The 23,814-nt window shown below is 64.2% G+C and carries 26 protein-coding genes and 1 pseudogene; 12 read left to right on the forward strand and 15 right to left on the reverse strand.

All coding sequences use genetic code 11. The features are described from left to right. Window positions 1–62: 62 nt before the first annotated feature. The 3 genes from BC1002_RS04430 to BC1002_RS04440 form a co-directional block, all read right to left on the reverse strand. Window positions 63–536: a VOC family protein gene (locus tag BC1002_RS04430; RefSeq protein WP_013088878.1), complete on the reverse strand. Its 474-nt coding sequence runs from the start codon at window positions 534–536 to the stop codon at window positions 63–65. Between the two features lie 67 nt (window positions 537–603). After that, the gene (locus BC1002_RS04435; protein WP_013088879.1) at window positions 604–1,089 is read right to left on the reverse strand and encodes a VOC family protein; all 486 of its coding nucleotides are present in this window, start codon (window positions 1,087–1,089) and stop codon (window positions 604–606) included. A gap of 148 nt (window positions 1,090–1,237) precedes the next feature. Beyond that, a complete protein-coding gene (locus tag BC1002_RS04440; protein ID WP_238537918.1) occupies window positions 1,238–2,800 on the reverse strand; it encodes an SH3 domain-containing C40 family peptidase in 1,563 nt (520 codons plus the stop codon). A 158-nt stretch (window positions 2,801–2,958) separates the two neighbouring features. Here BC1002_RS04440 and BC1002_RS04445 point away from each other — a divergent pair, with 158 nt between their 5' ends. Then, window positions 2,959–3,384, forward strand: a complete 426-nt coding sequence (locus tag BC1002_RS04445) for a TOBE domain-containing protein (RefSeq protein ID WP_013088881.1) — start codon at window positions 2,959–2,961, stop codon at window positions 3,382–3,384. 37 nt (window positions 3,385–3,421) lie between these two features. Here the strand turns inward: BC1002_RS04445 and BC1002_RS04450 are convergent, their stop codons facing one another. After that, the gene (locus tag BC1002_RS04450; RefSeq protein ID WP_013088882.1) at window positions 3,422–3,859 is read right to left on the reverse strand and encodes a hypothetical protein; all 438 of its coding nucleotides are present in this window, start codon (window positions 3,857–3,859) and stop codon (window positions 3,422–3,424) included. Window positions 3,860–4,393: 534 nt separating this feature from the next. Here BC1002_RS04450 and BC1002_RS04455 point away from each other — a divergent pair. Both BC1002_RS04455 and BC1002_RS04460 read left to right on the forward strand, forming a co-directional pair. Next, window positions 4,394–4,894 carry a GAF domain-containing protein gene (locus tag BC1002_RS04455; RefSeq protein ID WP_013088883.1) on the forward strand — a complete coding sequence of 167 codons (501 nt, stop codon included), beginning with the start codon at window positions 4,394–4,396 and terminating at the stop codon, window positions 4,892–4,894. Between the two features lie 182 nt (window positions 4,895–5,076). Continuing rightward, window positions 5,077–5,780: pseudogene (locus BC1002_RS04460) on the forward strand (mechanosensitive ion channel family protein); the annotation flags it as partial. Window positions 5,781–5,866: 86 nt separating this feature from the next. Here BC1002_RS04460 and BC1002_RS04465 read toward each other — a convergent pair. Then, window positions 5,867–6,280, reverse strand: coding sequence for a VOC family protein (locus BC1002_RS04465; protein ID WP_013088885.1), 414 nt, complete (start codon window positions 6,278–6,280; stop codon window positions 5,867–5,869). Window positions 6,281–6,528: 248 nt separating this feature from the next. Next, complete coding sequence (locus BC1002_RS37605) at window positions 6,529–6,825, reverse strand: hypothetical protein (RefSeq protein WP_162094066.1); 297 nt, start codon at window positions 6,823–6,825, stop codon at window positions 6,529–6,531. Between BC1002_RS37605 and BC1002_RS04470 the strand changes: the two genes are divergently transcribed. Next, window positions 6,818–7,357, forward strand: a complete 540-nt coding sequence (locus BC1002_RS04470; RefSeq protein WP_238537920.1) for a hypothetical protein — start codon at window positions 6,818–6,820, stop codon at window positions 7,355–7,357. The two genes, BC1002_RS37605 and BC1002_RS04470, sit on opposite strands and share 8 nt — an antisense overlap. Window positions 7,358–7,579: 222 nt before the next feature. On the opposite strand, the gene rng is transcribed toward BC1002_RS04470, so the two are convergent. The 9 genes from rng to upp form a co-directional block, all read right to left on the reverse strand. Continuing rightward, window positions 7,580–9,049, reverse strand: coding sequence for a ribonuclease G (gene rng / locus BC1002_RS04475; protein ID WP_013088887.1), 1,470 nt, complete (start codon window positions 9,047–9,049; stop codon window positions 7,580–7,582). Between the two features lie 9 nt (window positions 9,050–9,058). Continuing rightward, entirely contained in the window at window positions 9,059–9,688 is a 630-nt protein-coding gene (locus tag BC1002_RS04480; RefSeq protein ID WP_013088888.1) for a Maf family protein, read from the reverse strand. Window positions 9,689–9,943: 255 nt separating this feature from the next. After that, a complete protein-coding gene (gene rlmH, locus BC1002_RS04485) occupies window positions 9,944–10,414 on the reverse strand; it encodes a 23S rRNA (pseudouridine(1915)-N(3))-methyltransferase RlmH (protein ID WP_013088889.1) in 471 nt (156 codons plus the stop codon). Window positions 10,415–10,450: 36 nt separating this feature from the next. Continuing rightward, window positions 10,451–10,900, reverse strand: a complete 450-nt coding sequence (rsfS, locus tag BC1002_RS04490) for a ribosome silencing factor (protein WP_013088890.1) — start codon at window positions 10,898–10,900, stop codon at window positions 10,451–10,453. Between the two features lie 4 nt (window positions 10,901–10,904). Continuing rightward, the gene (locus BC1002_RS04495) at window positions 10,905–11,660 is read right to left on the reverse strand and encodes a nicotinate-nucleotide adenylyltransferase (protein ID WP_013088891.1); all 756 of its coding nucleotides are present in this window, start codon (window positions 11,658–11,660) and stop codon (window positions 10,905–10,907) included. 10 nt (window positions 11,661–11,670) lie between these two features. Further along, complete coding sequence (gene hemF, locus BC1002_RS04500; protein ID WP_013088892.1) at window positions 11,671–12,594, reverse strand: oxygen-dependent coproporphyrinogen oxidase; 924 nt, start codon at window positions 12,592–12,594, stop codon at window positions 11,671–11,673. 286 nt (window positions 12,595–12,880) lie between these two features. Next, window positions 12,881–14,164 carry a phosphoribosylamine--glycine ligase gene (gene purD, locus BC1002_RS04505; RefSeq protein WP_013088893.1) on the reverse strand — a complete coding sequence of 428 codons (1,284 nt, stop codon included), beginning with the start codon at window positions 14,162–14,164 and terminating at the stop codon, window positions 12,881–12,883. A 104-nt stretch (window positions 14,165–14,268) separates the two neighbouring features. Then, window positions 14,269–14,997, reverse strand: coding sequence for a YebC/PmpR family DNA-binding transcriptional regulator (locus BC1002_RS04510; RefSeq protein ID WP_013088894.1), 729 nt, complete (start codon window positions 14,995–14,997; stop codon window positions 14,269–14,271). 605 nt (window positions 14,998–15,602) lie between these two features. Continuing rightward, entirely contained in the window at window positions 15,603–16,253 is a 651-nt protein-coding gene (gene upp, locus BC1002_RS04515; RefSeq protein WP_013088896.1) for a uracil phosphoribosyltransferase, read from the reverse strand. 216 nt (window positions 16,254–16,469) lie between these two features. On the opposite strand from upp, the gene BC1002_RS04520 reads away from it, so the two are divergent. The 8 genes from BC1002_RS04520 (at window position 16,470) to kdpC (ending at window position 23,741) form a co-directional block, all read left to right on the forward strand. Further along, entirely contained in the window at window positions 16,470–17,249 is a 780-nt protein-coding gene (locus BC1002_RS04520; RefSeq protein WP_013088897.1) for an SDR family oxidoreductase, read from the forward strand. 51 nt (window positions 17,250–17,300) lie between these two features. Next, complete coding sequence (locus tag BC1002_RS04525) at window positions 17,301–17,690, forward strand: methylglyoxal synthase (RefSeq protein WP_013088898.1); 390 nt, start codon at window positions 17,301–17,303, stop codon at window positions 17,688–17,690. A 46-nt stretch (window positions 17,691–17,736) separates the two neighbouring features. Next, window positions 17,737–18,711 carry a quinone oxidoreductase family protein gene (locus BC1002_RS04530; protein ID WP_013088899.1) on the forward strand — a complete coding sequence of 325 codons (975 nt, stop codon included), beginning with the start codon at window positions 17,737–17,739 and terminating at the stop codon, window positions 18,709–18,711. Window positions 18,712–18,888: 177 nt separating this feature from the next. Next, window positions 18,889–18,999, forward strand: coding sequence for a hypothetical protein (locus BC1002_RS04535; protein WP_013088900.1), 111 nt, complete (start codon window positions 18,889–18,891; stop codon window positions 18,997–18,999). Next, window positions 18,999–19,091, forward strand: a complete 93-nt coding sequence (gene kdpF, locus BC1002_RS04540; protein WP_013088901.1) for a K(+)-transporting ATPase subunit F — start codon at window positions 18,999–19,001, stop codon at window positions 19,089–19,091. The genes BC1002_RS04535 and kdpF overlap by 1 nt, the downstream gene beginning before the upstream one ends. Further along, the gene (kdpA, locus tag BC1002_RS04545; RefSeq protein ID WP_013088902.1) at window positions 19,088–20,893 is read left to right on the forward strand and encodes a potassium-transporting ATPase subunit KdpA; all 1,806 of its coding nucleotides are present in this window, start codon (window positions 19,088–19,090) and stop codon (window positions 20,891–20,893) included. The genes kdpF and kdpA overlap by 4 nt, the downstream gene beginning before the upstream one ends. An 87-nt stretch (window positions 20,894–20,980) precedes the next feature. Beyond that, window positions 20,981–23,104: a potassium-transporting ATPase subunit KdpB gene (kdpB, locus tag BC1002_RS04550; RefSeq protein ID WP_013088903.1), complete on the forward strand. Its 2,124-nt coding sequence runs from the start codon at window positions 20,981–20,983 to the stop codon at window positions 23,102–23,104. 58 nt (window positions 23,105–23,162) lie between these two features. After that, complete coding sequence (gene kdpC, locus BC1002_RS04555) at window positions 23,163–23,741, forward strand: potassium-transporting ATPase subunit KdpC (protein WP_013088904.1); 579 nt, start codon at window positions 23,163–23,165, stop codon at window positions 23,739–23,741. The last annotated feature ends 73 nt before the right edge of the window (window positions 23,742–23,814 follow it).

Raw genomic sequence — 23,814 nt, forward strand, 5'->3', positions numbered from 1 at the left:
GAGACCGATCCTATCAAAAGATCGCGCGAGGCGAGGCGCGGCGCCCCGCGCCTGACACCGTGTTACTCGCCGCGATACGCCTGTTCTAGCGTCGCGATATCGAGCTTGACCATCTTCATCATCTGCGCCATCACGCGGCTTGCCTTTGCGCGATCCGGGTCGCGCAGCATCTGCAGCAGCACGTTCGGCGTGATCTGCCACGACACGCCGAAGCGGTCCCGCAGCCAGCCGCAGGCCACCGGCTCGCCGCCGTCGAGCAGCTTCGACCAGTAGCGGTCGAGTTCTTCCTGCGACTCGCAGTGAACCATCAGCGAGATGGCCGGCGTGAATTTATATTGCGGGCCACCGTTGAGCACCATGAACTCCTGGCCTTCGATTTCGAAGGTGATGGCGACAACCTCGCCCGCCGGTCCGGGGCCGGCGTCCGTGGAGTGCAGCGTAGTGGCGATTCGCGAAGCCGAAAACACCGACGTGTAGAACGCCGCGGCTTCTTCCGCATTGCCGTCGAACCACAGGCACGGCGCGATTTTCTGCATGACGTTGCTCCTTCGGGACGTGTGTCGGCGGGGCCGGGCGTGAGTTCGCCCGACGCCCACCTTCAGGTCACTTCTTCTCTTGGGACGAACAATCCATCGCGGCCATCGCCTTCTGGATTTCGTCGGTGCTCAGGTCGCGCTTGTGCGTCGCGAGCGACCAGCTGTGGCCGAACGGGTCCTTCACCTGGCCGTAGCGGTCGCCCCAGAACATATCGGTGACGGGCATCGTGACGGTCGCGCCTGCGTCGACCGCCTGTTTGAAACTGGCGTCGACGTCCGGTACGTAGTGGTGAATGGTGACCGGCGTGCCCTTCAGCGTATTCGGGCCGAAGGTTTGGTGCTCGGGCCATTCGTCGGTCAGCATCAGCATCGAGTCGCCGATTTTCAGGGTCGCGTGCATCACCTTGCCGTCGGGGCCCGGCAGACGGACCTGTTCGACGGCGTTGAAGGCTTTCGTGTAGAACGCGATCGCTTCGGCGGCGTTCTTGCAGATCAGGTACGGCGTGAGCGAGTGCATCCCTTCCGGGATCGGTTTGACTGCGGCGCTGGACATGACGGTGACTCCTTGAAGTAACGGTTCCTCAGTGGAAAGACCGGCTGCGTGAGCTGGGTCTTCAACGTTACGACGAGTTTGTGACCGCTGGATCGACACCCCGAGAAAAATATTTTGGGCCCTTGCGAGGGTGAGTCGCCCTCGCCATTCACCCCGCCGGATTGTCCTCGTCCGCTGGCGGCGCGGACGACGGCGCCGCGCTGCCGCCCGGTGCGCCGAGGATGCTGATCTGGAACGTGCGCGTCGCGGCGAGCGACTGAAGCGTCGCATCTTCGGGGATGCGCTCGTCGAGCGGCAGGATCACCGAGCCGCCGATCACCGCGCGCCGGCTGTTGTCGGCCGGACGCAGGCCCCACACGTCCTGATAGACGACGGGGACCGTGGCGCCGTTGCGCGTCGTGTTGCCGAGGTACAGCATCACGTGGCCGCCGATGTAGATCAGCGTGCGCAGCGGCACCCCATGCCGCGCCAGATAGTCGAGCCGCTCGGCAGGCGTCGAGTCCGACAGATCGATCATGCGGCCGGCGCTCATCTGTGTCGACGAATGGCGCGGCAGCCATACGCCGAACGCGGCGAAGATGCTTTGCAGTTCCGACGAACAGTCGTTGTAGAGGCCGCTATTGCCCCAGCCGTACGGCCGGCCGATCAGCGCCTTCAATAGCATCGCGAGATGGCGTGGCGTCGCGGTGAGCGGCATCGGCGTGATCTGCATGGCGTCGAGCGACGCGGTGCGGATCAGCGCGCCACCATCGACGTCGCGTGCGGGAACGAGGAACCGGAGCGTGGCTGCGTTGGCGGTGGTCGCCGCTGGCGATGCCGAGGCACCCGTCACCAGCGGCAGCATCGTCCCGGCCGGTGCGTTGAAGCGGAATACGCCGCGGCTGTCGCTGACCGCCGCCGACGCGACGATCACCGCCCCCAGCGAGTTGCCGGCCGCCGCGCGCCATCGATCGATGAAACGATCGTCGGCAAACGCGACGCCGTCGCTGCGCACCCAGCCCTGCACGTCAGGCGTCTGCACGTAATGCCATGCACTGTCGACGCTGCTGCCGAGCACATAGAGCGGCGTACCCGGCCGCACCGCTGAAATCTGCAGGTTGTCGAACGGATAGCCTTCGCCGGCCAGGTGACGGTCGTAGAACGACGGATCGGTGGTCGGCAGCTCGCGCACCATCAGGTTGCCGGTCGCGATCGCGCGCCGCTCGGGCCGATACCCCGGCGCTTGCGTGAACTGCGCGACGTCGGTGTTGCGCGCGATCGCGTCGATCCACGCCTTGTCGTGCGGCCGGAAGTTTTCGCCGTAACCGATGACGCTGCCATGTTTGCCGGTATTGTCGAACTTTTCGATGCGCCGCTGTTGCAGTGCGGCAATGTCCTCTCCCTGTTCGCGAAACACGCGCGTCGTGATCCACGTTGGATTCCATGGCGACGGCGCATTCTCGCCGGTGCCGAAGTAGCGCGCGAACAGCGCGTCGAAATGCGCGCGCTGCTCGGCCGCGCTGAGAAACGGCCGGTCGTAGTCGGGGCTGTTCGGATCGAGCCAGTGATCGACGTTCTGGTCGTAATGGGCGAGCGGAAACAGCGTGACGTTGTCGGCGAACGCGTGCGTGCCATGCGGCGGCGTTGGCGTGCCGCACGCGACGAGCGTCGTGACGACGGCGCATAGCATGGCGGTGCGGCAGGCACGACGGGAGAGAACGGCGACTGACATAAAGATTCGGCGTATGAGGTGCAAGGCCACGATGATACGGTGTAGGCGATATCCGCGGCGCATCGGATGTTCCGTGGCGGCGCGCGAGGCATCCGCTACACTCGCTTTGTCCGTCCACCGGCGCGTTGCCACGCGCTTCAATCGACAGGGAGCACGCTATGAAAACCAGCGCACGCAATCAGTTCAGCGGCGAAATCACCGATGTCAGGCACGGTGCCGTCAACGACGAAGTCACGCTGCGCACGTCGAACGGTCTCGAGATCGTCGCGATCATTACGCACGGCAGCGCGAAATCGCTCGGGCTCGCGGCTGGCAAGCAGGCGTTTGCACTCGTGAAGGCATCGTCGGTGATCGTGATGGTCGATGTCGCGAAGCACCAGGTGTCGGCGCGCAACTGCATCGAAGGGACCGTCGCGGCCGTGACCAAGGGCGCGGTCAATTCGGAAGTGACGATCAGTGCAGGCGGCGCACAGATCGCGGCGATCATCACGAACGACAGTGTCGAGCGTCTTGGTCTCGCGAGCGGCAAGCCGGCAACGGCGATTTTCAAGGCGTCGAGCGTGATCATTGGGGTCGATCAGTAGCAGGCCCAAGGCTCTGGGACGGGTACTCAGCGAGCTCTCACTGATCCCGCAGCGCGCGAACGATGATGCCGTCCCATCCGAAAACGATCCTGTTAGCGTCCATCCGGAAAACCGCAAAACAATTGTCGCTATCTACGACAACGGTTGTAGCGGGCAATCCGGTTTCATTCATGCGAAGGCCGAACTGATACTTCAACGCCGAAAGCGTGTCGATTCGTTTGACGGTAAAGCCTGTGTTTGGCTTGCAGGTTTCACTGTCGAAGCTCATGGATTGCGGCGTAATTGTCATCGTCATGCCGAGAAGCCGTTTTGCTTCGGGGATGCCACCAGAAATATCGGCGTAGTCAATGACATCGGTCACGACCCAATTGCCGACGAAATCATTAATCGTCGCGTGTGGCGTTTGTGCCGCGCACACGCTCGCCGACGCGGTCAGTGTGAGAGCTACATATGCAAAAAACTTGTGGCCTGTCATTGTGCGGACTGCCGGAAGGGCGCGGATTCTCGTTGGCGGCGGCTCGTTAGTCCCCGGCTTCTCTTCGCAGGACCGATCTTTCGGCCATTGCGATCGCGCGGGGTAATCATCACATCTTCCGCCGTACACGGACCGAAGTGGGCTAATATGCCGATGCCCCAGGTGCAATTACGATTCTTTGGTGCATCGTTGTAGTAGCGCATAACGACGCCTTCATTTATACGAAGGGCGCTATAGCCTGCTTCATTCATGGATTTATCTGAATTTGCGTTTGGCATCGAGTATCTTAAAAAGCAGATCGAACGGAGTGGTTAATATAACAAAATAGAACTCGCGAAAATCAGTTCGAGTTAAAATAATGCGAAATGAGTTATTTATAATATTAAGATAGAAACTAAAAAGGGCAAATTGAGAATGGAAGGGGCGCGACCGTAGACGAGCGGCGCGCGTCACCGTAGTCGACATCCGCGCGCGGGGATTGCGCTTGCTTTAAACTTTGCCGTTTATCATCCCGCTCTGCTCACGGACACTATCATGTTCGAAGTTTCCTCCACCTCGCATCTGCCGAAAGCCGCGCAATATGAAGAACTGGTTGCGCAGGCGCGCGCGCTCCTGGCCGGCGAAACGGACTGGATCGCCAACGCCGCGAATTTCTCGTCGTTCGTCTTTCATTCGTTGAGCGATCTGAACTGGGCCGGCTTTTACTTTCATGACGGCCGCGAACTGGTGGTCGGCCCGTTCCAGGGCAAGCCCGCGTGCGTGCGCATTGCACTCGGCAAGGGCGTCTGCGGTACGGCCGCGCAAACCCGTCAGACCCAGGTCGTGCGCGACGTGCACGAGTTTCCCGGTCATATCGCCTGCGATTCGGCGTCTCAGTCGGAAATCGTCGTGCCGCTGGTCGCGCCCGACGATACGCTGATCGGCGTGTGGGATGTCGATAGCCCCGTCGTCGCGCGCTTCGACGAGGACGACGCGAAGGGCATGGAAGCGTTGTGCGCGGTGTTCATCGAAGCAGCGCTGCCGCGCGGCGTGTAGTTCGCGAATCGCGCCGAGCGCGGCGCGCAGCACTGAGGTGCAGCAAGTGCATCTCAATCTTTGAGACGATCGAGCGCATTTCCGTGATGCCGTCGAGATCGACGTGCGGTCTGCAAGTCGCGTACCGCATCTTGCGACGGATGGACAGGAACGCGTCGTGCTTGCTCTGCTCGGTATCGATCAAGCGAATCAAGCCGACGATGAACGACTCCCTCTACCGATTCTTTCATCTTCAGCCGTCACTGCTGGTCACACTGACGCACGACGTCGTTCATATCGCGATTGCCGTGCTGATCCTCGTGGTCGGCTGGTGGTTGTCGAACCGCGTCGGCGCGATGTTCGCGAAGGCGCTCGAACGCACGCATGCGGACCCGACCCTCCCGCCGATGCTCGCCGCAATGGGCACGTGGGCCGTGCGCGTGCTCGCCTTCATCGCGGCGCTCGGTGAAGTCGGGATCGCGACTGCGAGCGTATTGGCCGTGCTCGGCGCGGCTGGACTCGCGATCGGCCTCGCGCTGCAAGGTACGCTGCAGAACATCGCGGCCGGCATGATGCTGTTGTTGCTGCGACCGTTTCGCGTCGGCGACGTGATCGAGGGCAGCGGCGCGGCGGCTGGCATCGTGCACGAGGTGGAGCTGTTCACGACGCGGATCGAACGCGGCGACGGCAACATCGTGTTCGTGCCGAATAGCCAGATCTGGAGCAATCCGGTGATCAACTACAGTTGCTGCGGCACGCAGCGCATCGAGGTCGACGTTGAACTCGCGCAGCGCAAGGACGTGGATGCGGCGATCGGGCATTACAACGAGAAGCATCCCCATAGCGCACTGAAATATCACTCGCCTCGCGAGTTTCGGCGCTCGATGATTCAGCAACCTTAGTGTGACGCTGTGTCCGGAGTTACAGGGTCGACTCCAATCTGCATGACCGGGCGCAGGCCGTGTTGGAGCAGGCGGGGTGTGAGGTGGCGGCTTAGGCCTGGAGAGGTTCGGGTTCCGCGGTATGGCATACGGCCTCGATGCGATTGCCGGCCGGGTCGATCAGAAATGCCGCGTAGTAGCCGGGGTGATAGTGGGGCCTCGAGCCAGGTTGGCCGTCGGATTTGCCGCCACTCGATAGTCCCGCTTTGAAGAATGCATCGACGTGCGCGCGGGACGGCGCTTTGAAGCACCAGTGACGTTTGCTATCCGTTATTTCATTTGGATCGAGATACACGGCCAGATAGGTCGATGAGGTGTCGTCGATCGTGCAACGCTCGCCGTAGCCTAAGGCGGTGGGGCGGTCGAAGACTTTGCTCGCGCCGAGGGCTGTCATGATGGCGTCGTAGAAAGGGCGGGCTGCGTCGATGTCGGGAACGCCGATCGATACGTGATCGAGAAGCTGCATCAGATGTCTCCCTCTGGAAGTTGCGCTGAGTTTATACGTTCCACTCGTTGCAACAGGCATTTCCTCACTCAATCGCCAAGGTCTTCGTCCATAAGCGGCTGGCCGGCTCATGCCGAATCTATCTGGACTCCAGGGCGCTTCGACGCGCGCATGGCGATGCTTTATTGGTTCCGGGTGGTCGACCAGCAAACAAGAATGTCATCGATTCTTTCGGTTCTATCGCGCTGTCTCCAGCTTTCTGCTACTCGCTACAGCGGCCGAAATTGCCGAGACTGGCGGCTGACGATGGCCTCTCGATCTGGTTCGCCCGCCCGGGCGACATGTTGCCCGTTGGAACCATTGTTACGCCGGTACCAACGCCGCTTGGCAATGCGCAGGCGTTCGACTATCAGCCGGATATGCCGGCGGGCGTTTCCTTCGAGATCGCCAAGACTCCAAACAATGGCGAGCCGGGCACGTGGTACACGAATGCGGGCAGCGGGCAGATGCGTCTGTACGGGGACGATGGTAAGGCGGTTGTCGATTTTGATTTTGACCATGACCATGGTCAGGGCATCCCTCACGCGCACAATTGGGATCGCGGAGTACGAGGCCCAGGCCTGCCTTTTTCCTGTTGCCGTGAGTTTTATCGGAGCTTATATGGACACGGGCACATACACCGATATTCGAAACGTTGTGGACTTTCCAAGCTTTCACGATGCGGAGCTAATTGGGATTGACCACGATCCCGCGGCGCGTGCCTTGGAGCTTCGCTTTCGCCGGGTTGGCGGTGAAGTCGAAGAGCTAAGATTTGCTGGCGTGATCGGGCAACGCATGATTGATTTCGCCGGGCAGAATGTCGTGTCGAGGCTTTTGATCTCGCCGCGGTACGCGTTTTCACTCGGGGAGGTTCGGACGTGGATCCAGTGGATCGATAGTCGCGACGACTCGAAGGGGGCCACGCTCAGCGAGCAGAAGGGCGATGAGTACGTCCAGAAACTGAGGGCTGGAGCTTGCCTGTTATTTGTTCTGGAGCCGTCGTGTGGTGCTGAAATGGCCGTGCTTTGCGAATCACTTTCGCTAAAGACGAGAATCTGAATCGGGTGCATCGCGCGCACGCCGACCATGCCCACCTCGATGCGAATGACCATCGAAACGACAACAAAATCAAAAAAGGTGATCCAGGCGTTGCGCCCAGACCACCTTTCGATTTCCTCTCCGGCGGTGGTGACAATGACGAGCCGCCCGACGCAATGGGCGGCCCGGTCGCGATTGATGCTCTACGCGGTATTAATGATCCGGCCCGATCCGGGGCAATACCTACATCAGCACAATATCGTACTGCTCCTGGCTCAAATTCGACTCCACCTGCAACGACACCGGCTTGCCGATGAAATCGATCAGCATCGCCAGATGCTGCGACTCTTCCTCGAGAAACAGATCGATCACCTGCTGCGAAGCGACCACGCGAAACTCGCGCGGATTGAACTGTCGTGATTCGCGCAGAATCTCGCGCAACACGTCATAGCACACGGTGCGCGCAGTCTTCACTTGCCCCTTGCCCTGGCAAACCGGGCACGGTTCGCACAGCACATGCGCGAGCGACTCACGCGTACGCTTGCGCGTCATCTCGACGAGCCCGAGTTGCGAAAAGCCATTGACGGTCACCCGCGTGCGATCGCGCGACAACGCTTTCTTCAGTTCCCCTAGCACCTGGTCACGATGCTCGGCGTTCTCCATATCGATGAAATCGATGATGATCACGCCGCCCAGGTTGCGCAGCCGCAGTTGCCGCGCGATCGTATGCGCGGCCTCGAGGTTGGTCTTGAAGATCGTGTCGTCGAAGTTGCGCGCGCCGACGTAACCGCCGGTGTTCACATCGATCGTCGTCATCGCCTCGGTCTGGTCGATCACGAGGTAGCCGCCCGACTTCAGGTCCACGCGACGCGACAGCGCGCGCTGAATCTCGGCCTCGATGTTGTACAGGTCGAACAGCGGCCGCTCGCCGGTGTAGTGATGCAGCTTCGACGATACCGCCGGCGTGAACTCGGCCGCGAAATCGGCGAGCATCTGATGCGTCTCGCGCGAATCGACCTGGATGCGTGACGTTTCATCATTGACGAAATCGCGCAGCACGCGCTGCGCGAGATTCAAATCCTGGTAGAGCAGGCTGGTCGGCGGCATGCGCTGCGCCTGCGAAAGAATCGTCGCCCACGTCTTGCGCAGATACGCGACGTCGGCGGCAAGTTCTTCGCTCGTCGCATCTTCGGCGATCGTGCGCACGATGTAGCCGCCTTTCTCGTCGGCGGGCAGCACGGCGGTCAGGCGCGCGCGCACGGCCTCGCGTTCGGCCTCGCTTTCGATCTTCTGCGAAATGCCGATGTGCGGTTCCTGCGGCAGATAAACGAGCGTGCGCCCGGCGATGCTCACTTGCGTGGACAGCCGCGCGCCCTTCGTGCCGATCGGGTCCTTGACGACCTGCACCATCAGCGTCTGACCTTCGAAGACGATCTTTTCGATCGGCTGATGCGGTGCCTGGTGTTGCGCTTCGCCGGCAATACGCGGATGCCAGATGTCGGCAACGTGAAGGAAGGCCGCGCGTTCGAGGCCGATGTCGATGAACGCCGATTGCATGCCCGGCAGCACGCGCACGACCTTGCCGAGATAGACATTGCCGACGCGCCCGCGCGACAGCGTTCGTTCGACATGAAGTTCCTGGACGGCGCCCTGTTGAACGAGCGCGACGCGCGTTTCCTGCGGCGTGACATTGATCAGGATTTCTTCATTCATGGTGTTGTTCTAGAAGTCGATGCGCGCTGCACGCAGGAGGGCAGCGGTTTCAAAAAGCGGCAAACCCATGATACCCGAATAGGACCCGTCTATATGCTCGATAAACTCCGCCGCGCGTCCCTGCACGCCATACGCACCCGCCTTGCCGAGCGGCTCGCCGCTCGCCGCGTAGCGACGCAACGCGTCTGCGTGCACTGCAGCAAAACGCACCTTCGACACCGACAACGCCGCGGGCAGCAGCGTGCCGTCGGCATCGATCACGGCGAGCGCGGTCAGCACTTCGTGCGTGCGGCCCGCGAGGCGTGTGAGCATCGCGACCGCATCGTCGGCGTCGATGGGCTTGCCGAGAATCGCGTCGTCGATCGTGACGGTGGTGTCGGCGACGAGGATCGGCCGCACCGCGTGACCAGCGGCCACGAGGCGCGCGCGCGCCGCATGCGCTTTCGCGATGCATACGCGCCGCACATAGTCGCGCGCGTGTTCGCCGGGCCGTTCGGCTTCGAGCGCTTCGGCGTCTTCATCGGGGCGCGGCAGCAGCAATTCGAACCGCACGCCGAGCTGTTGCAACAGCTCCTGGCGGCGCGGGCTTTGCGAGGCGAGGTAGACGAACGGATGCAGCGAAGCGGTGGGCGTGGGCATGAACGGGTCTCGATGGAGCGGGAAACGGATGGCGTGGAGGCGGTGAGCGCGGGTGGGCGTGGAAGAGTGGGCTGGGCCCGTTTGATTCGGCGACGCGATCGACGCGCGGCATCCATTCACGGCAACGATGCACCGCGCGTCGGGCGCATCATCGCATGAAGTGGTTGCAATACGCTTAAGCGTAGGGAGCGGAGCACCCGCGGCCTGTCATCGACAACGATCGATCGCCAGACGCCGCCGCACTGGCTCGAGCACTCACGCGCGATGATACGGGTGATTTTGCGTGATGGTCCACGCACGGTACAGCTGTTCGGCCAGCAGCACGCGCACCATCGCGTGCGGCAGCGTGAGGCTCGACACGCGCAGCATCATATCGGCGCGTACCTTCAGCTCGGGATCGAGACCGTCCGCGCCGCCGATCAGAAAGGCCACGTCGCGACCGTCCTGCTGCCAGCCCGGCAACGCGCCCGCGAGTTGCATCGTGGTCCAGTCCTTGCCACGTTCGTCGAGCGCAACGATGCGTGCGTTCTTCGGCAACGCGGCTTCGATCTTCTGCCGCTCGGCGGCCATCACGCTTTCGGCCGAACGGCCCGACGAGCGCTGCTCCGGTTTGATCTCGCGCAGCTCTATGCGCAGCTCGGGCGGCATGCGCTTCGCGTATTCGTCGAAGCCGGTCGCGATCCAGTCCGGCATCTTGTGGCCGACGGCGAGGATATGCAGTTTCATTGCGAAGGAAGTAGCGGTGCGCCTGACCCGCCCCGCTTACTTGCGGCGCGCGGTGGTCTTGCGCGCGGGCTTCGCGGCCGGCGCTTCCTCGTCTTCCTCGTCGTCGGGCTCGCTTGCGCGCGCGCCGCCGAACGGACTCGGCGTCGACAGCTTGATACGCACCGGCTTGTCGCCCCAGATTTCCTCGAGGTTGTAGTACTGGCGCAGCGCCGGCTGCAGGATGTGGACGATCGCGTCGCCGCAATCGACCAGCACCCATTCGCCGATGTCCTCGCCCTCGGTGCTGACGATCTCGCCGCCGGCTTCCTTCACGCCTTCGCGCACGCTGGAGGCGAGCGCTTTGGTTTGCCGGTTCGACGTGCCGCTCGCGACGATCACGCGATCGAACAGCGAGGTCAGGTGGCTGGTGTTGAACACTTTGATGTCTTGCGCCTTGACGTCTTCAAGAGCGTCGACGATTACGCGCTGCAGTTTGCGAATATCCATGGAGTTACCGGTGGTACAGATGATGTTGAAGAATATAGTCCCACACCGCGGCGGGGACGTGACTCGTGGCCTGATTTTGGGTTGCGTCACTCGTACCCGCGTGGGCCAGCCGCTGGTCGACCTGCTCGCGCAGATGCGCGCGAATGTCGGTGGCGGAAACGTTGAACGCGAGCGTCGTGTCGATCAGCAGATGGCCGCAGCGCGTGGCCTGCAGCACCTCGGCTTTGGCGCGGCGCGCGGCGATTTCCCTGGCCACCGCGGGGGCGACCGACGCGAGGTCGAAGCCGGGCCGCGTGGCCGCGCCGATGTGCGCGAGCTCGAACAGGCGCCGCCAGTCGCGCCACGTGTCGAGATGCACCAGTTGATCCGCGCCGATCAGCAGTGTGATCGAGGCGTCGTCGCCTTCGCGCTCGCGCCAGCGTTGCAGCGTATCGACCGTGTAGGTCGCGCCTTCGTGCTCGATTTCGTCGGTCGCGACGCACACCGTCACGCCGGGGATCGCGAGCGACGCGGCCGCCGCGCGCGTCATCGCGAGCCGATGTTCGGCGGGCGATACGTCGGCTTTCTGCCAGGGCTGGCCGGCCGGCAGCAGCACCAGTTCGGTCAGCCGCAGCACGTCGGCGAACCGCCGCGCGAGCGCGAGGTGGCCGTCGTGGATCGGATCGAAAGTGCCGCCCAGAAGACCGATTCGGCGGGGCAGGGCGACAGGGTGAGCGTTCGGCTTCAGGTGAGGATCCTTTGTCGTGACCGTAAGCGACACGGGTGGCGCGTCACACCCACTCGCGCGGCACGAGGAAATCGCTGTACAAGCGAGCTTCCGGCGTGCCCGGCTCGGGGTGCCAGTTGTAGCGCCAGTTCACCACGGGCGGCATCGACATCAGGATCGATTCGGTGCGTCCGCCGCTCTGCAGCCCAAATAGTGTGCCACGGTCGAAGACCAGATTGAACTCGACGTAGCGGCCGCGCCGGTAGGCCTGGAACGCGCGTTCGGCTTCGCCGTACGGGGTGTTGCGGCGCCGCTCGATGATCGGCAGGTACGCCTTGAGAAAGCCTTCGCCGACGCTTTTGAGCATCGCGAACGATTGCGCGAAGCCCGGCGCCGAGAAATCGTCGAAGAAAATCCCGCCGATGCCGCGCGCCTCGTTGCGGTGCTTCAGGAAGAAATATTCGTCGCACCAGCGCTTGAAGCTCGGGTACAGGTCCGCGCCATACGGCGCGAGCGCGTCGTGGCACACCTGATGGAAATGCCGCGCGTCCTCTTCGTAGCCGTAGTAGGGCGTAAGATCCATGCCGCCGCCGAACCAGAACACCGGCTCTTCGCCTTCCCTGGTCGCAATGAGCAGGCGCACGTTCATGTGCACAGTCGGGCAGTGCGGGTTGTGCGGATGCAGCACGAGCGACACGCCCATCGCCTCGAAACCGCGCCCGGCCAGTTGCGGCCGCGCGGCGCTCGCCGAACCCGGCAGCGCGTCGCCGGCGACGTCCGAGAAGCCGATGCCGGCGCGCTCGAAGAACTGGCCGCCTTCGAGAATCCGCGTGACGCCGCCGCCGCGCAGCTTCTCGCCGGGCCCGCGCTGCCAGGCGTCGGTCGCGAATGCGGTGCCGTCGAAGGCGCCCAGCGTGTCGGCGATATGCGATTGCAGGCCTTGCAGCCAGCTGCGCACGGCTTGTGCGTCGTAGCTCGAATTGCTCATGAATGCAGGTTCTGAGGGCGGCACGCTCGTGATGCCGCGGGTTCTTCGAAAGAGGGCGAAGGTCGCGTTCGCGCCGGGTTGGCTGCCCGGACGCTCGGGCCGCACGTTCGGATTGCGCGGACGCCGGGGACCGATGGGCGAGGCGGCTTGCCGCTTCAGTCGGTCCGCGGGCTCCGTGCCCGTGTCGCGACGAGCGCGAAAAATGCAGTGTAGCGCGCGTCGTGTCGCGCGCCCGCGGCGCGCTGTCGCGCGTGGGCGCCGCTCGCACGGCGCCCGGCGGCACCGCTTATTTGCCGTCGTGCTTGCGATTGAGCGCGCGATAGCCAATGTCGCGGCGGTACTGCATGCCGTCGAACGCGATCTGGTTGATCGTGTGATAGGCGGCCGCCTGCGCGGTGCGCACCGAATCCGCCAGACCGACGACGCACAGCACCCGCCCGCCCGAGGTGGTCAGCTTGCCGTCCGTCAGCGTGGTGCCGGCGTGGAACGTGACGGAATCCGCGGTTTCGGCGGGAATGCCGTTGATGCGGTCGCCCTTCCTCGGCGTGTCCGGATAGTTGTGCGCGGCGAGCACGACGCCGAGCGCGGTGCGGCGGTCCCATTCGAGCTCGACGGTGTCGAGCGTGCCGGCGATCGCGTGTTCGACCACTTTCGAGTAGTCGCCCTTCAGACGCGCCATGATTGGCTGCGTTTCAGGGTCGCCCATCCGGCAGTTGAATTCGAGCGTCTTCGGGTTGCCTTGCGCGTCGATCATCAGGCCCGCGTACAGGAAGCCGGTGTAGCGGATGCCTTCCTTCTCCATGCCGCGCACCGTCGGCAGGATGATTTCGCGCATCACGCGCGCATGCAGCTGCGGCGTGACGATCGGCGCGGGCGAATAGGCGCCCATGCCGCCCGTGTTCGGGCCCTGGTCGCCGTCGAGCAGACGCTTGTGATCCTGGCTCGACGCAAGCGCGAGCACGTGCTTGCCGTCGACCATCACGATGAAGCTCGCTTCCTCGCCGGCGAGGAACTCCTCGATCACGACGCGCGCGCCGGCGTCGCCGAGCTTGTTGTCCGACAGCATCATGTCGACCGCGGCGTGCGCTTCTTCCAGCGTTTGCGCGACCACCACGCCCTTGCCGGCGGCTAGGCCGTCGGCCTTGATCACGATCGGCGCGCCCTTGGCGTCCAGATAGGCGTGCGCGGCGGCGACGTCGGCGAAGGTTTCGTACTCGGCGGTCGGGATGCCGTGACGCTTCATGAACGCCTTGGCGAAATCTTTCGAGCTTTCGAGCTGAGCGGCTTCTTTAGTCGGTCCGAAGATCTTCAGACCGCGCGAGCGGAACAGGTTGACGATGCCCGCCGCGAGCGGCGCTTCCGGCCCGACCAGCGTGAACGCGATCTGTTCTTTTTCGACGAAATCAGCGAGCGCGGCCGGCTCGGTGATGTCGACGTTGAGCAGGCGCTCATCCTGAGCGGTGCCGCCGTTGCCGGGCGCGACGTAGACGAGCTGGACCCGCGGCGATTGCGCGAGCTTCCATGCCAGCGCATGTTCGCGACCGCCGGAACCGACGACGAGTAACTTCATGTGAATCCCCGAGACTTAAAAACCATAAACGGCCGAGCGCTGTGCTCGGCCGTGCAATAAACCATCAACAGCAAGGACAAACGATGCGAAAGCCCGGCGCGCCATCACTCGCCGGCGATCGACGCGTTTGTATAGACTTCCTGCACGTCGTCCAGATTTTCCAGCGCGTCGAGCAGCTTCTGCATTTTCACGGCGTCGTCGCCGGTGAATTCGACTTCGGTCTGCGGCTTCATCGTGACTTCCGCCAGTTCGGCCTTGAAGCCCGCCGTTTCGAGCGCTGTCTTCACCTTCGAAAAATCGTTCGGCGGGCACAGCACTTCGATACTGCCGTCCTCGTTCGTCACGACGTCGTCCGCGCCCGCTTCGAGAGCGGCTTCCATCAGCGCGTCTTCGGCGGTGCCGGGCGCGAACAGGAACTGGCCGACGTGATCGAACATGAACGACACCGAGCCGTCCGTGCCCATGTTGCCGCCGTTCTTCGAGAACGCGTGACGCACTTCCGCGACCGTGCGGGTGCGGTTGTCGGTCATCGTGTCGACGATCACCGCCGCGCCGCCGATGCCGTAGCCTTCGTAGCGGATTTCCTCGTAGTTCGCGCCGTCCGCGCCGCCGACACCACGCTGGATCGCGCGGTTGATGTTGTCTTTCGGCATGTTGGCGTCGTACGCCTTGTCGACCGCGAGCCGCAGACGCGGGTTCGAGTCGATTTCGCCGCCGCCCAGACGCGCCGCAACCTGGATTTCCTTGATGAGCCGCGTCCAGACCTTGCCACGCTTGGCATCGGCCGCTGCTTTCTTATGCTTGATGTTGGCCCATTTCGAATGACCCGCCATACTTTTCTCCGTCGCGCGCGCCAGCGGGGCGCACGCATAGTGCAATTGTCGTTGCGATGTCGGGCGCCTCGCGGGTTGCGCCTCGCGTGTCGTGTCCCGATCCCAAACCGTCAGGTGAAAGGCTGCCGGCCGCTCGTGCTCGTTGCTCATGTTCGCCCGTCGGCGCGGCCACTCCTGCCGCCGATCCAAGCCTGGCCGTTCCCGCGCGTCGTTCCACGCTGCCCGCCGGTAGGCGTTCGAGCCGGTTCATACATGAGCCGCGGCCCAAGCGGGGCCGCAGGGCGGCAGCGCGATGGGAGCGGGGCAGCTTGCGCGGCCAGGCGCCGCATGACCTGATGCGAAGGCGCGGGGCGCCGGTCGAAATTGCAGACGGTGGTGCGAGTGATCTTGCGGGTCGAGCCGCTCGTCGAGCGGATTCGAATTTTATCACGCCGCGACGGTGCGGCAGCGGGGCCGCGGCGCGAAACCGGCCGCGAATGCAACGAAATCGAAGCGAAAACGACCGGAGGCGGCGCCGATGTGTCGCCGGGACCGCCGGATGCCGTCGAAAGCGGGGCCGCTTCAGGGCAGGGACACTGCCGAGCCACCCCGCCGGCGCCTGCGTATCAGTTCTTCGTACCGAACAAGCGGTCGCCCGCGTCGCCGAGGCCCGGCACGATGTACGCATGCTCGTTCAAATGCGAATCGAGCGACGCGACGAACAGCTTGACGTCCGGGTGCGCGTCCTGGAACACCTGCACGCCCTCGGGCGCGGCGACGAGCGCGAGGAACAGGATGTTCTCGGCGGCCACGTTGCGGCGCTTGAGCACATCGACCGCGTGCACGGCCGAGTAGCCGGTCGCGACCATCGGATCGCAGAGGATGAACACGCGGTCTTCGAGATCCGGCAGCCGCACCAGGTATTCGACCGGCCGATGATCCTCCGCGCGATACACGCCGATGTGGCCGACGCGCGCCGACGGCACCAGCTCGAGCAGGCCGTCCGACATGCCGACGCCCGCGCGCAGCACCGGCACGATCGCGAGCTTCTTGCCGGCGATCACCGGCGCGTCGATCTCGACGAGCGGCGTGGTGATGCGGCGCGTGGTCATCGGCAGGTTGCGGGTGATTTCGTAGCCCATCAGCAGCGTGATTTCGCGCAGCAACTCGCGGAACGTGCGCGTCGACGTGTCCCGGTCGCGCATGTGCGATAGCTTGTGCTGGATCAGCGGGTGATCGAGGATGAAAAGATTGGGGAAACGGCTGTCCTGGGTCATGGCGGGCTCGCGCGCGGCGGCAAGGTGGATCGGTTCGGCGCGCTCATCCGTTGCGTCCGTCCGCGCCCGAAGCTCGGACGAACAGTGGAAATGTGCGCCACCGCGCAAGTTTACCGAAAGAGTACCGCCCGGCGATACCTGCGATTGCAGCCGCGCGGCACAGTCCGGCACCGATTCTTCTAGAATCTGGGGAAACTTCGCCACGAGGGCATACACATGGATTTGGGAATCGCAGGACGTACCGCGCTGGTTTGCGCGGCGAGCAAGGGTCTGGGACGCGGCTGCGCGGAAGCGCTCGCCGCCGAGGGCGTCAACCTGACGATCGTCGCGCGCACCGCCGAAACGCTCGAAGCGACCGCCGAGGCGATCCGCAAGCAGAGCGGCGTCGAGGTGAAGACCGTCGCATGCGACATCACCACCCCCGAAGGACGCGCCGCCGCGCTCGCCGCCTGCCCGCAGCCGGACATCCTCGTCAACAACGCGGGCGGGCCGCCGCCGGGTGATTTCCGCGACTTCACGCACGACGACTGGATCCGCGCGCTCGAAGCCAACATGCTGACGCCGATCGAGCTGATCCGTCAGACCATCGACACGATGAGCGCGCGCGGCTTCGGGCGCATCGTCAACATCACGAGCTCGGCGGTGAAGGCGCCGATCGACGTGCTCGGTCTGTCGAACGGCGCGCGCTCTGGCCTGACCGGTTTCGTCGCGGGTCTCGCGCGCAAGGTCGCGCCGACCGGCGTGACGATCAACAACCTGCTGCCGGGTCTGTTCGATACCGACCGCATCGCGGTCACGTTCGAGGCGCAGGCGAAGACGCACAACATTTCCATCGACGAAGCGCGCAAGCAGCGCATGCAGACGATCCCCGCCGGGCGCTTCGGCAATCGCGAAGAATTCGGCCGCGCGTGCGCGTTCCTGTGCAGCACGCATGCTGGCTACATCACCGGGCAGAATTGGCTGATCGACGGCGGCGCTTATCCGGGCACGTACTGAACCGCCACATCACAACAACGATATTCACAACGGTTTGAGGAGTCTTACGTCATGAGCACCCGCATTGCGCTGATCGCGCACGATCACAAGAAGGACGACATCGTCAAACTGGCCGGCGAATACGTCGACACGCTCGCGCGCTGCGAGATCGTGGCGACCGGCACGACCGGCGGACGCATCAGCGACGCGCACGGCCTCACGGTCGAGCGCATGTTGTCGGGCCCGCACGGCGGCGACCTGCAGATCGGCGCGCAGCTCGCCGAGGGGCGCGTCGACATGGTGATTTTCCTGCGCGACCCGATGACGCCGCAGCCGCACGAGCCGGACATCAACGCGCTGGTGCGCGCGTGCGACGTGCACAACATTCCGTGCGCGACGAACATCTCGACCGCGCGCATGGTGCTCGACGTGCTGACGCTGCGCCTGTCCGGCGAGGCGTGAGCGCGCGCGTGGCCGCACCTACATCCGTACAGATCAAGGAGACATGATGGCCAAGGCAATCCGATTCGACAAAACCGGCGGCCCCGAAGTAATGAAATGGGTGGACGTCGAGGTGGGCGAGCCCGGCGCGGGCGAGATCCGCATCCGCCAGACGGCGGTCGGTCTCAACTATATCGACGTGTACTTCCGCACCGGTCTGTATCCGCTGCCGCTGCCGGGCGGGCTCGGCATGGAGGCGGCCGGCGAGGTCAGCGCGCTCGGCTCGGGCGTGACCGGTCTGAAGGTCGGCGATCGCGTCGCGTATGTCGCGCGGCCCCCCGGCGCGTATGCGCAGGAGCGCGTGCTGCCCGCCGCGCAGGTCGTCAAGCTGCCCGATGCGATCAGCAACGAGCAGGCCGCGTCGGTGATGCTGCAAGGCTTGACCGCGCAGTATCTGCTGCGCCGCACGTATCGGGTAAAGGCCGGCGACACGATCCTGATTCAGGCCGCGGCGGGCGGCGTCGGCCTGCTCGTGTGCCAGTGGGCGAAGGCGCTCGGCGCGACGGTGATCGGCACGGTCGGTTCCGACGAGAAAGCCGAGATCGCGAAAGCGCACGGCTGCGATCACGCGATCGTCTATACGCGCGAGAACTTCACGAAGCGCGTACGCGAGATCACCAACGGCGCGGGCGTGCCGGTCGTCTACGATTCGATCGGCAAGGACACCTTCGAAAAGTCGCTCGACTGCCTCGCGCCGCTCGGCCTGTTCGTGAGCTTCGGCAACGCGTCGGGTCCGCTGCCGCCGATCGATTCGTCGGAATTCGCGGGACGCGGCTCGCTGTTCTTTACGCGACCGACGCTCTTCACCTATATCGCCAAACGCGCCGATTACGAGGCGATGTCGGCCGAACTGTTCGACGTGCTGAGCTCGGGCAAGGTCAAGACGAGCATCAATCAGCGCTATGCGCTGCCGGACGTCGGCCAGGCGCATGCGGACCTCGAAGGGCGCCGCACGACGGGGTCGACGATCCTGCTGCCGTAAAAAACTTCGCGGGCTCCGGCCGCGCTACCCGACCCCTACGAAGGCCGTTTCATCGCGAGATGAAACGGCCTTTTCCGTTTACGCGATTTTTACGCGCACCCCGCAATCTTTGACCCGACCTTTAGGCGGATCGGCATACCGTTCCATCTATCCAAAATCCGTAAATGGGGAACAAGAATGGATGTGCTGTATGTCGGTGGCTTGGCGCTGTTTGCCGTGCTGACCTTTGGGCTGATTGGCGGCTGCGAGAAGCTGATGCAGTTGCGTCGCGGACCGGGAGCACGCTAATGACCTGGATGCTGTGGCTGGCCGGCGCGTCCACCGCGCTGCTGTTCGTTTATCTCGTGTATGCGCTGCTGCGCGCGGAGGACATTGAATGACCACGAATGATGTCCTGCAGGCGAGTCTTTTTATCGTCGTGCTACTGGCCGCCGCGGTGCCGGTGGCGAGCTATCTGGGCGCCGTGATGGACGGCAGTTCACGGGTGGTGCGCTTCGGCGCGCCGCTCGAACGGCTGCTTTACCGTATCGCGGGCGTCGATCCTGCGGCGGAAATGGGCTGGAAGCACTACGCGATCGCCACGGTCGCGTTCAACGTGCTCGGCGTGGTGTTCCTGTACGTGCTGCTGCGCGTGCAAGGGTGGCTGCCCGGCAATCCGCAGCAGTTCGGCGCGATGTCGGTCGACGGTGCGTTCAACACCGCGGTCAGCTTCGTGGCGAACACCAACTGGCAGGACTACACGCCCGAGCAAACGGTCAGCTATCTGACGCAGATGCTCGGCCTGACCGTGCAGAACTTCCTGTCGGCGGCGACCGGCATCGTCGTCGTGATGGCGCTGATTCGCGGCTTCGCGCGTCATACCGCGCAGACGATCGGCAACTTCTGGGTCGATATCACGCGCGTGACGATGTACGTGCTGCTGCCGATGGCGGCGATCGTCGCGGCACTGCTGATGAGCCAGGGCGTGATCCAGAACTTCAAGGCGTATCAGGAAGTGCCGACGCTGCAGACCACCACCTATGCCGCGCCGAAGCTCGACGCGCAAGGCAATCCGGTCAAGGACGCGAAGGGCAATCCGGTGACGGTCGACACGCCCGTGAAGTCGCAGACCATCGCGATGGGCCCGGTCGCGTCGCAGGAATCGATCAAGATGCTCGGCACCAACGGCGGCGGCTTCTTCAACGGCAACTCCGCGCATCCGTACGAAAACCCGACTCCGGTCTCGAACTTCCTGCAGATCTTCTCGATGCTGATCATCCCGGCGGCGCTCGCGCTCGTGTTCGGCCGCGTGATCGGCGATCGCCGGCAGGGCGTGGCCGTGCTCGCGGCAATGACGATCGCGTTCGGCGTGTGCGTGTTCGGCGAGATCAGCGCTGAGCAAAGCGGCAATCCCGCGTTCGCGGCGCTCAACGTCGATCAGTCGGCGAACGCGCTGCAGGCCGGCGGCAACGCGGAGGGCAAGGAAACGCGCTTCGGTATCGCGCAGTCGGGCATCTTCACGGTCGCGACGACGGCCGCTTCGTGCGGTGCGGTCGCCAATACGCACGATTCGTTGACGCCGATCGGCGGGCTGTACCCGATGCTGCTGATGCAGCTCGGTGAAGTGATCTTCGGCGGCGTCGGTTCCGGGCTGTACGGGATGCTCGTGTTCGCGCTGCTCGCGGTGTTCGTCGCGGGGCTGATGATCGGCCGCACGCCCGAGTACGTCGGCAAGAAGATCGAGGCGTACGAGATGAAGATGGTGTCGATCGTCGTGCTGCTCACGCCGCTGCTGGTGCTGGTGGGCACCTCGATTGCGGTGCTCACCGATGCGGGCAAGGCGGGCATCCTGAACCCCGGCCCGCACGGCTTCTCCGAAATTCTCTACGCGTTCAGCTCGGCCGCGAACAACAACGGCAGCGCGTTCGCGGGCCTCACGGTGAGTACGCCGTTCTACAACTGGCTCACCGCGATCGCAATGTGGTTCGGCCGCTTCGGCACCATCGTGCCGGTGCTCGCGATCGCTGGCTCGCTCGCCGCGAAGAAGCGCATCGGCGTCACCGGCGGCACGCTGCCGACGCACGGCCCGCTGTTCGTCGTGCTGCTGCTCGGCACGGTGCTGCTGGTCGGCGCGCTGACCTATGTGCCGGCGCTCGCGCTCGGTCCCGGTGTCGAGCAATTGATGATGATCGGCGTGAAGTGACGCGGGGCCGCGATCAATGACGCCCAACGGCCGAACAGGCGCTTGCACGCGCAAGCTTGCAAGCGCACAAGGATATTCGAGGATTCAATGACTGAACATAACGCTACGCGGTCCATGTTCGACCCGGCGCTGATGCGCCCGGCGATCGTGGACTCCTTTAAAAAGCTCACGCCGCGCACGCAGTTTCGCAACCCGGTGATGTTCTGCGTGTACGTCGGCAGCATTCTGACGACCATTCTGTGGATCGCCGCGCTCGGCGGTCAGGCCGAGGCGCCCGCGGGCTTCATTCTCGCGGTCACGCTGTGGCTGTGGTTCACGGTGCTGTTCGCGAACTTCGCGGAGGCGCTAGCCGAAGGCCGCTCGAAAGCGCAGGCCGCGTCGCTGCGCAGCGCGAAGAAAGACGTGATGGCCAAGAAGCTCAACGAGCCGCATCCGAAGTCGCCGATACGCATCACGACCGCGACCGATCTGCGTAAAGGCGACGTCGTGCTGGTCGAAACTGGCGACGTGATTCCGGCCGACGGCGAAGTGATCGACGGCGTCGCATCGGTCGACGAATCGGCGATCACCGGCGAATCGGCGCCAGTGATCCGCGAGTCGGGCGGCGACTTTTCATCGGTGACGGGAGGCACGCGCGTGCTGTCGGACTGGATCGTCGTGCGCGTCACGGCGAACCCGGGCGAGGCGTTCCTCGACCGCATGATCGCGATGGTCGAAGGCGCGAAGCGTCAGAAGACGCCGAACGAAATCGCGCTGACCATCCTGCTCGTCGCGCTGACGATCGTGATGCTGCTCGCCACCGCGACGCTGCTGCCGTTCTCGATCTTCTCGGTCGAAGCCGCTCACCTGGCAAATTCGGCGGGCCACGTGGTGACGATCACCGCGCTCGTCGCGCTGCTCGTGTGTCTGATCCCGACGACGATCGGCGGCCTGTTGTCGGCGATCGGCGTGGCCGGCATGAGCCGCATGATGCAGGCGAACGTGATCGCGACCTCGGGTCGCGCGGTCGAAGCGGCCGGCGATGTCGACGTGCTGCTGCTCGACAAGACCGGCACGATCACGCTCGGCAACCGCCAGGCGTCGCAGTTCCTGCCCGCGCCGGGTCTGAGCGAAGAGGCGCTCGCCGATGCCGCGCAGTTGTCGTCGCTGGCTGATGAAACGCCGGAAGGCCGCAGCATCGTCGTGCTCGCGAAGCAGCGCTTCAATATCCGTCAGCGCGACATGGCCTCGCTGCATCCGGTGTTTCTCGCGTTCACCGCGCAGACCCGCATGAGCGGCGTCGATCTGTCGCCGCAAGGGACGCCCGCCGGAACGCACGGCCGTGAAATCCGCAAGGGCGCGGCCGATGCGGTCAAGCACTACGTCGAAGCGAACGGCGGCCGTTTCCCGAACGAAGTCAGCAATGCGGTCGCCGAGGTCGCGCGACGCGGCAGCACGCCGCTCGTGGTCGCCGAGAAGGGCGAGCAGGGCGCGCGCGTGCTCGGCGTGATCGAGCTGAAGGACGTCGTGAAGGGCGGCATCAAGGAGCGCTTCGCCGAGTTGCGCAAGATGGGCATCAAGACCGTGATGGTGACGGGCGACAACCGTCTGACCGCCGCCGCGATCGCGGCCGAAGCGGGCGTCGACGACTTTCTCGCCGAAGCGACACCCGAAACGAAGCTCGCGACGATCCGCGCGCACCAGGCCGAAGGACGTCTGGTCGCGATGACCGGCGACGGCACCAACGACGCGCCCGCGCTCGCGCAGGCCGACGTCGCGGTCGCGATGAACACCGGCACGCAGGCGGCGAAAGAGGCCGGCAACATGGTCGACCTCGATTCGAATCCGACCAAGCTGATCGAGATCGTCGAGATCGGCAAACAGATGCTGATGACGCGCGGTTCGCTGACCACGTTCTCCATTTCCAACGACGTCGCCAAGTACTTCGCGATCATTCCGGCCGCGTTCGCATCGACGTATCCGGCGTTGAATGCGCTGAACGTGATGCATCTGGCGACACCGACCTCGGCGATCATGTCGGCGGTGATCTTCAACGCGCTGATCATCGTGCTGCTGATTCCGCTCGCGCTGAAGGGCGTGCGCTATCGCGCGCTCGGGGCGGCGATCCTGCTGCGCCGCAATCTGCTGATCTATGGCCTTGGCGGGATCATCGTGCCGTTCATCGGCATCAAGCTGATCGATATGGTGCTTGCCGGGTTCGGCTGGGTTTGAGTGCACAACGCGTCGCTACGCAATAACCAGCCTTGATGAAAAGGGAAAGAGACCCATCATGAAAAATCTGTTTCGTCCGCTGATCGTGATCTTCGTGGTGCTGACCGCGGTCACCGGACTCGCTTATCCCGCGGTGATGACCGCGTTCGGCCAGGCGGCGTTCCACGAAAAGGCCAACGGCAGCCTGATCGAGCGGAACGGCAAGGTGCTCGGCTCGCAGCTGATCGGCCAGCAGTTCGACGCGCCCCAGTACTTCTGGGGCCGGCTGTCGGCGACGAACCCGATGCCGTATAACCCGCAGGCCTCGGGCGGCTCGAACCTCGGGCCGAACAACCCGGCGCTGCTCGACGAGATCAAGGGCCGTCTCGCCGCACTGAAGGAGGCGGGCACCGACATGTCGAAGCCGGTGCCGGTCGATCTGGTCACGTCGTCGGGCAGCGGGCTCGATCCGGAGATCAGTCCGGCCGCGGCCGCGTACCAGATCGAGCGGGTCGCGCAGGCGCGTCACCTTGCGCCGAACGACGTGCAGGCACTCGTCGAGCGCTACACGACGGGTCGCCAGTTCGGCGTGCTCGGCGAGCCGCGCGTGAACGTGCTGAAGCTCAACCTGGCGCTCGATGAAATGACCCGCGGTTGACACGGAACGCAACGACAACGCATCAGCCCATTGCGGTTCATCGATAAGACAGCGGCGTCCGCGTGGCGCCGCT

This window comes from Paraburkholderia atlantica (assembly GCF_000092885.1).
GTDB classification, from domain to species: Bacteria; Pseudomonadota; Gammaproteobacteria; order Burkholderiales; family Burkholderiaceae; genus Paraburkholderia; species Paraburkholderia atlantica.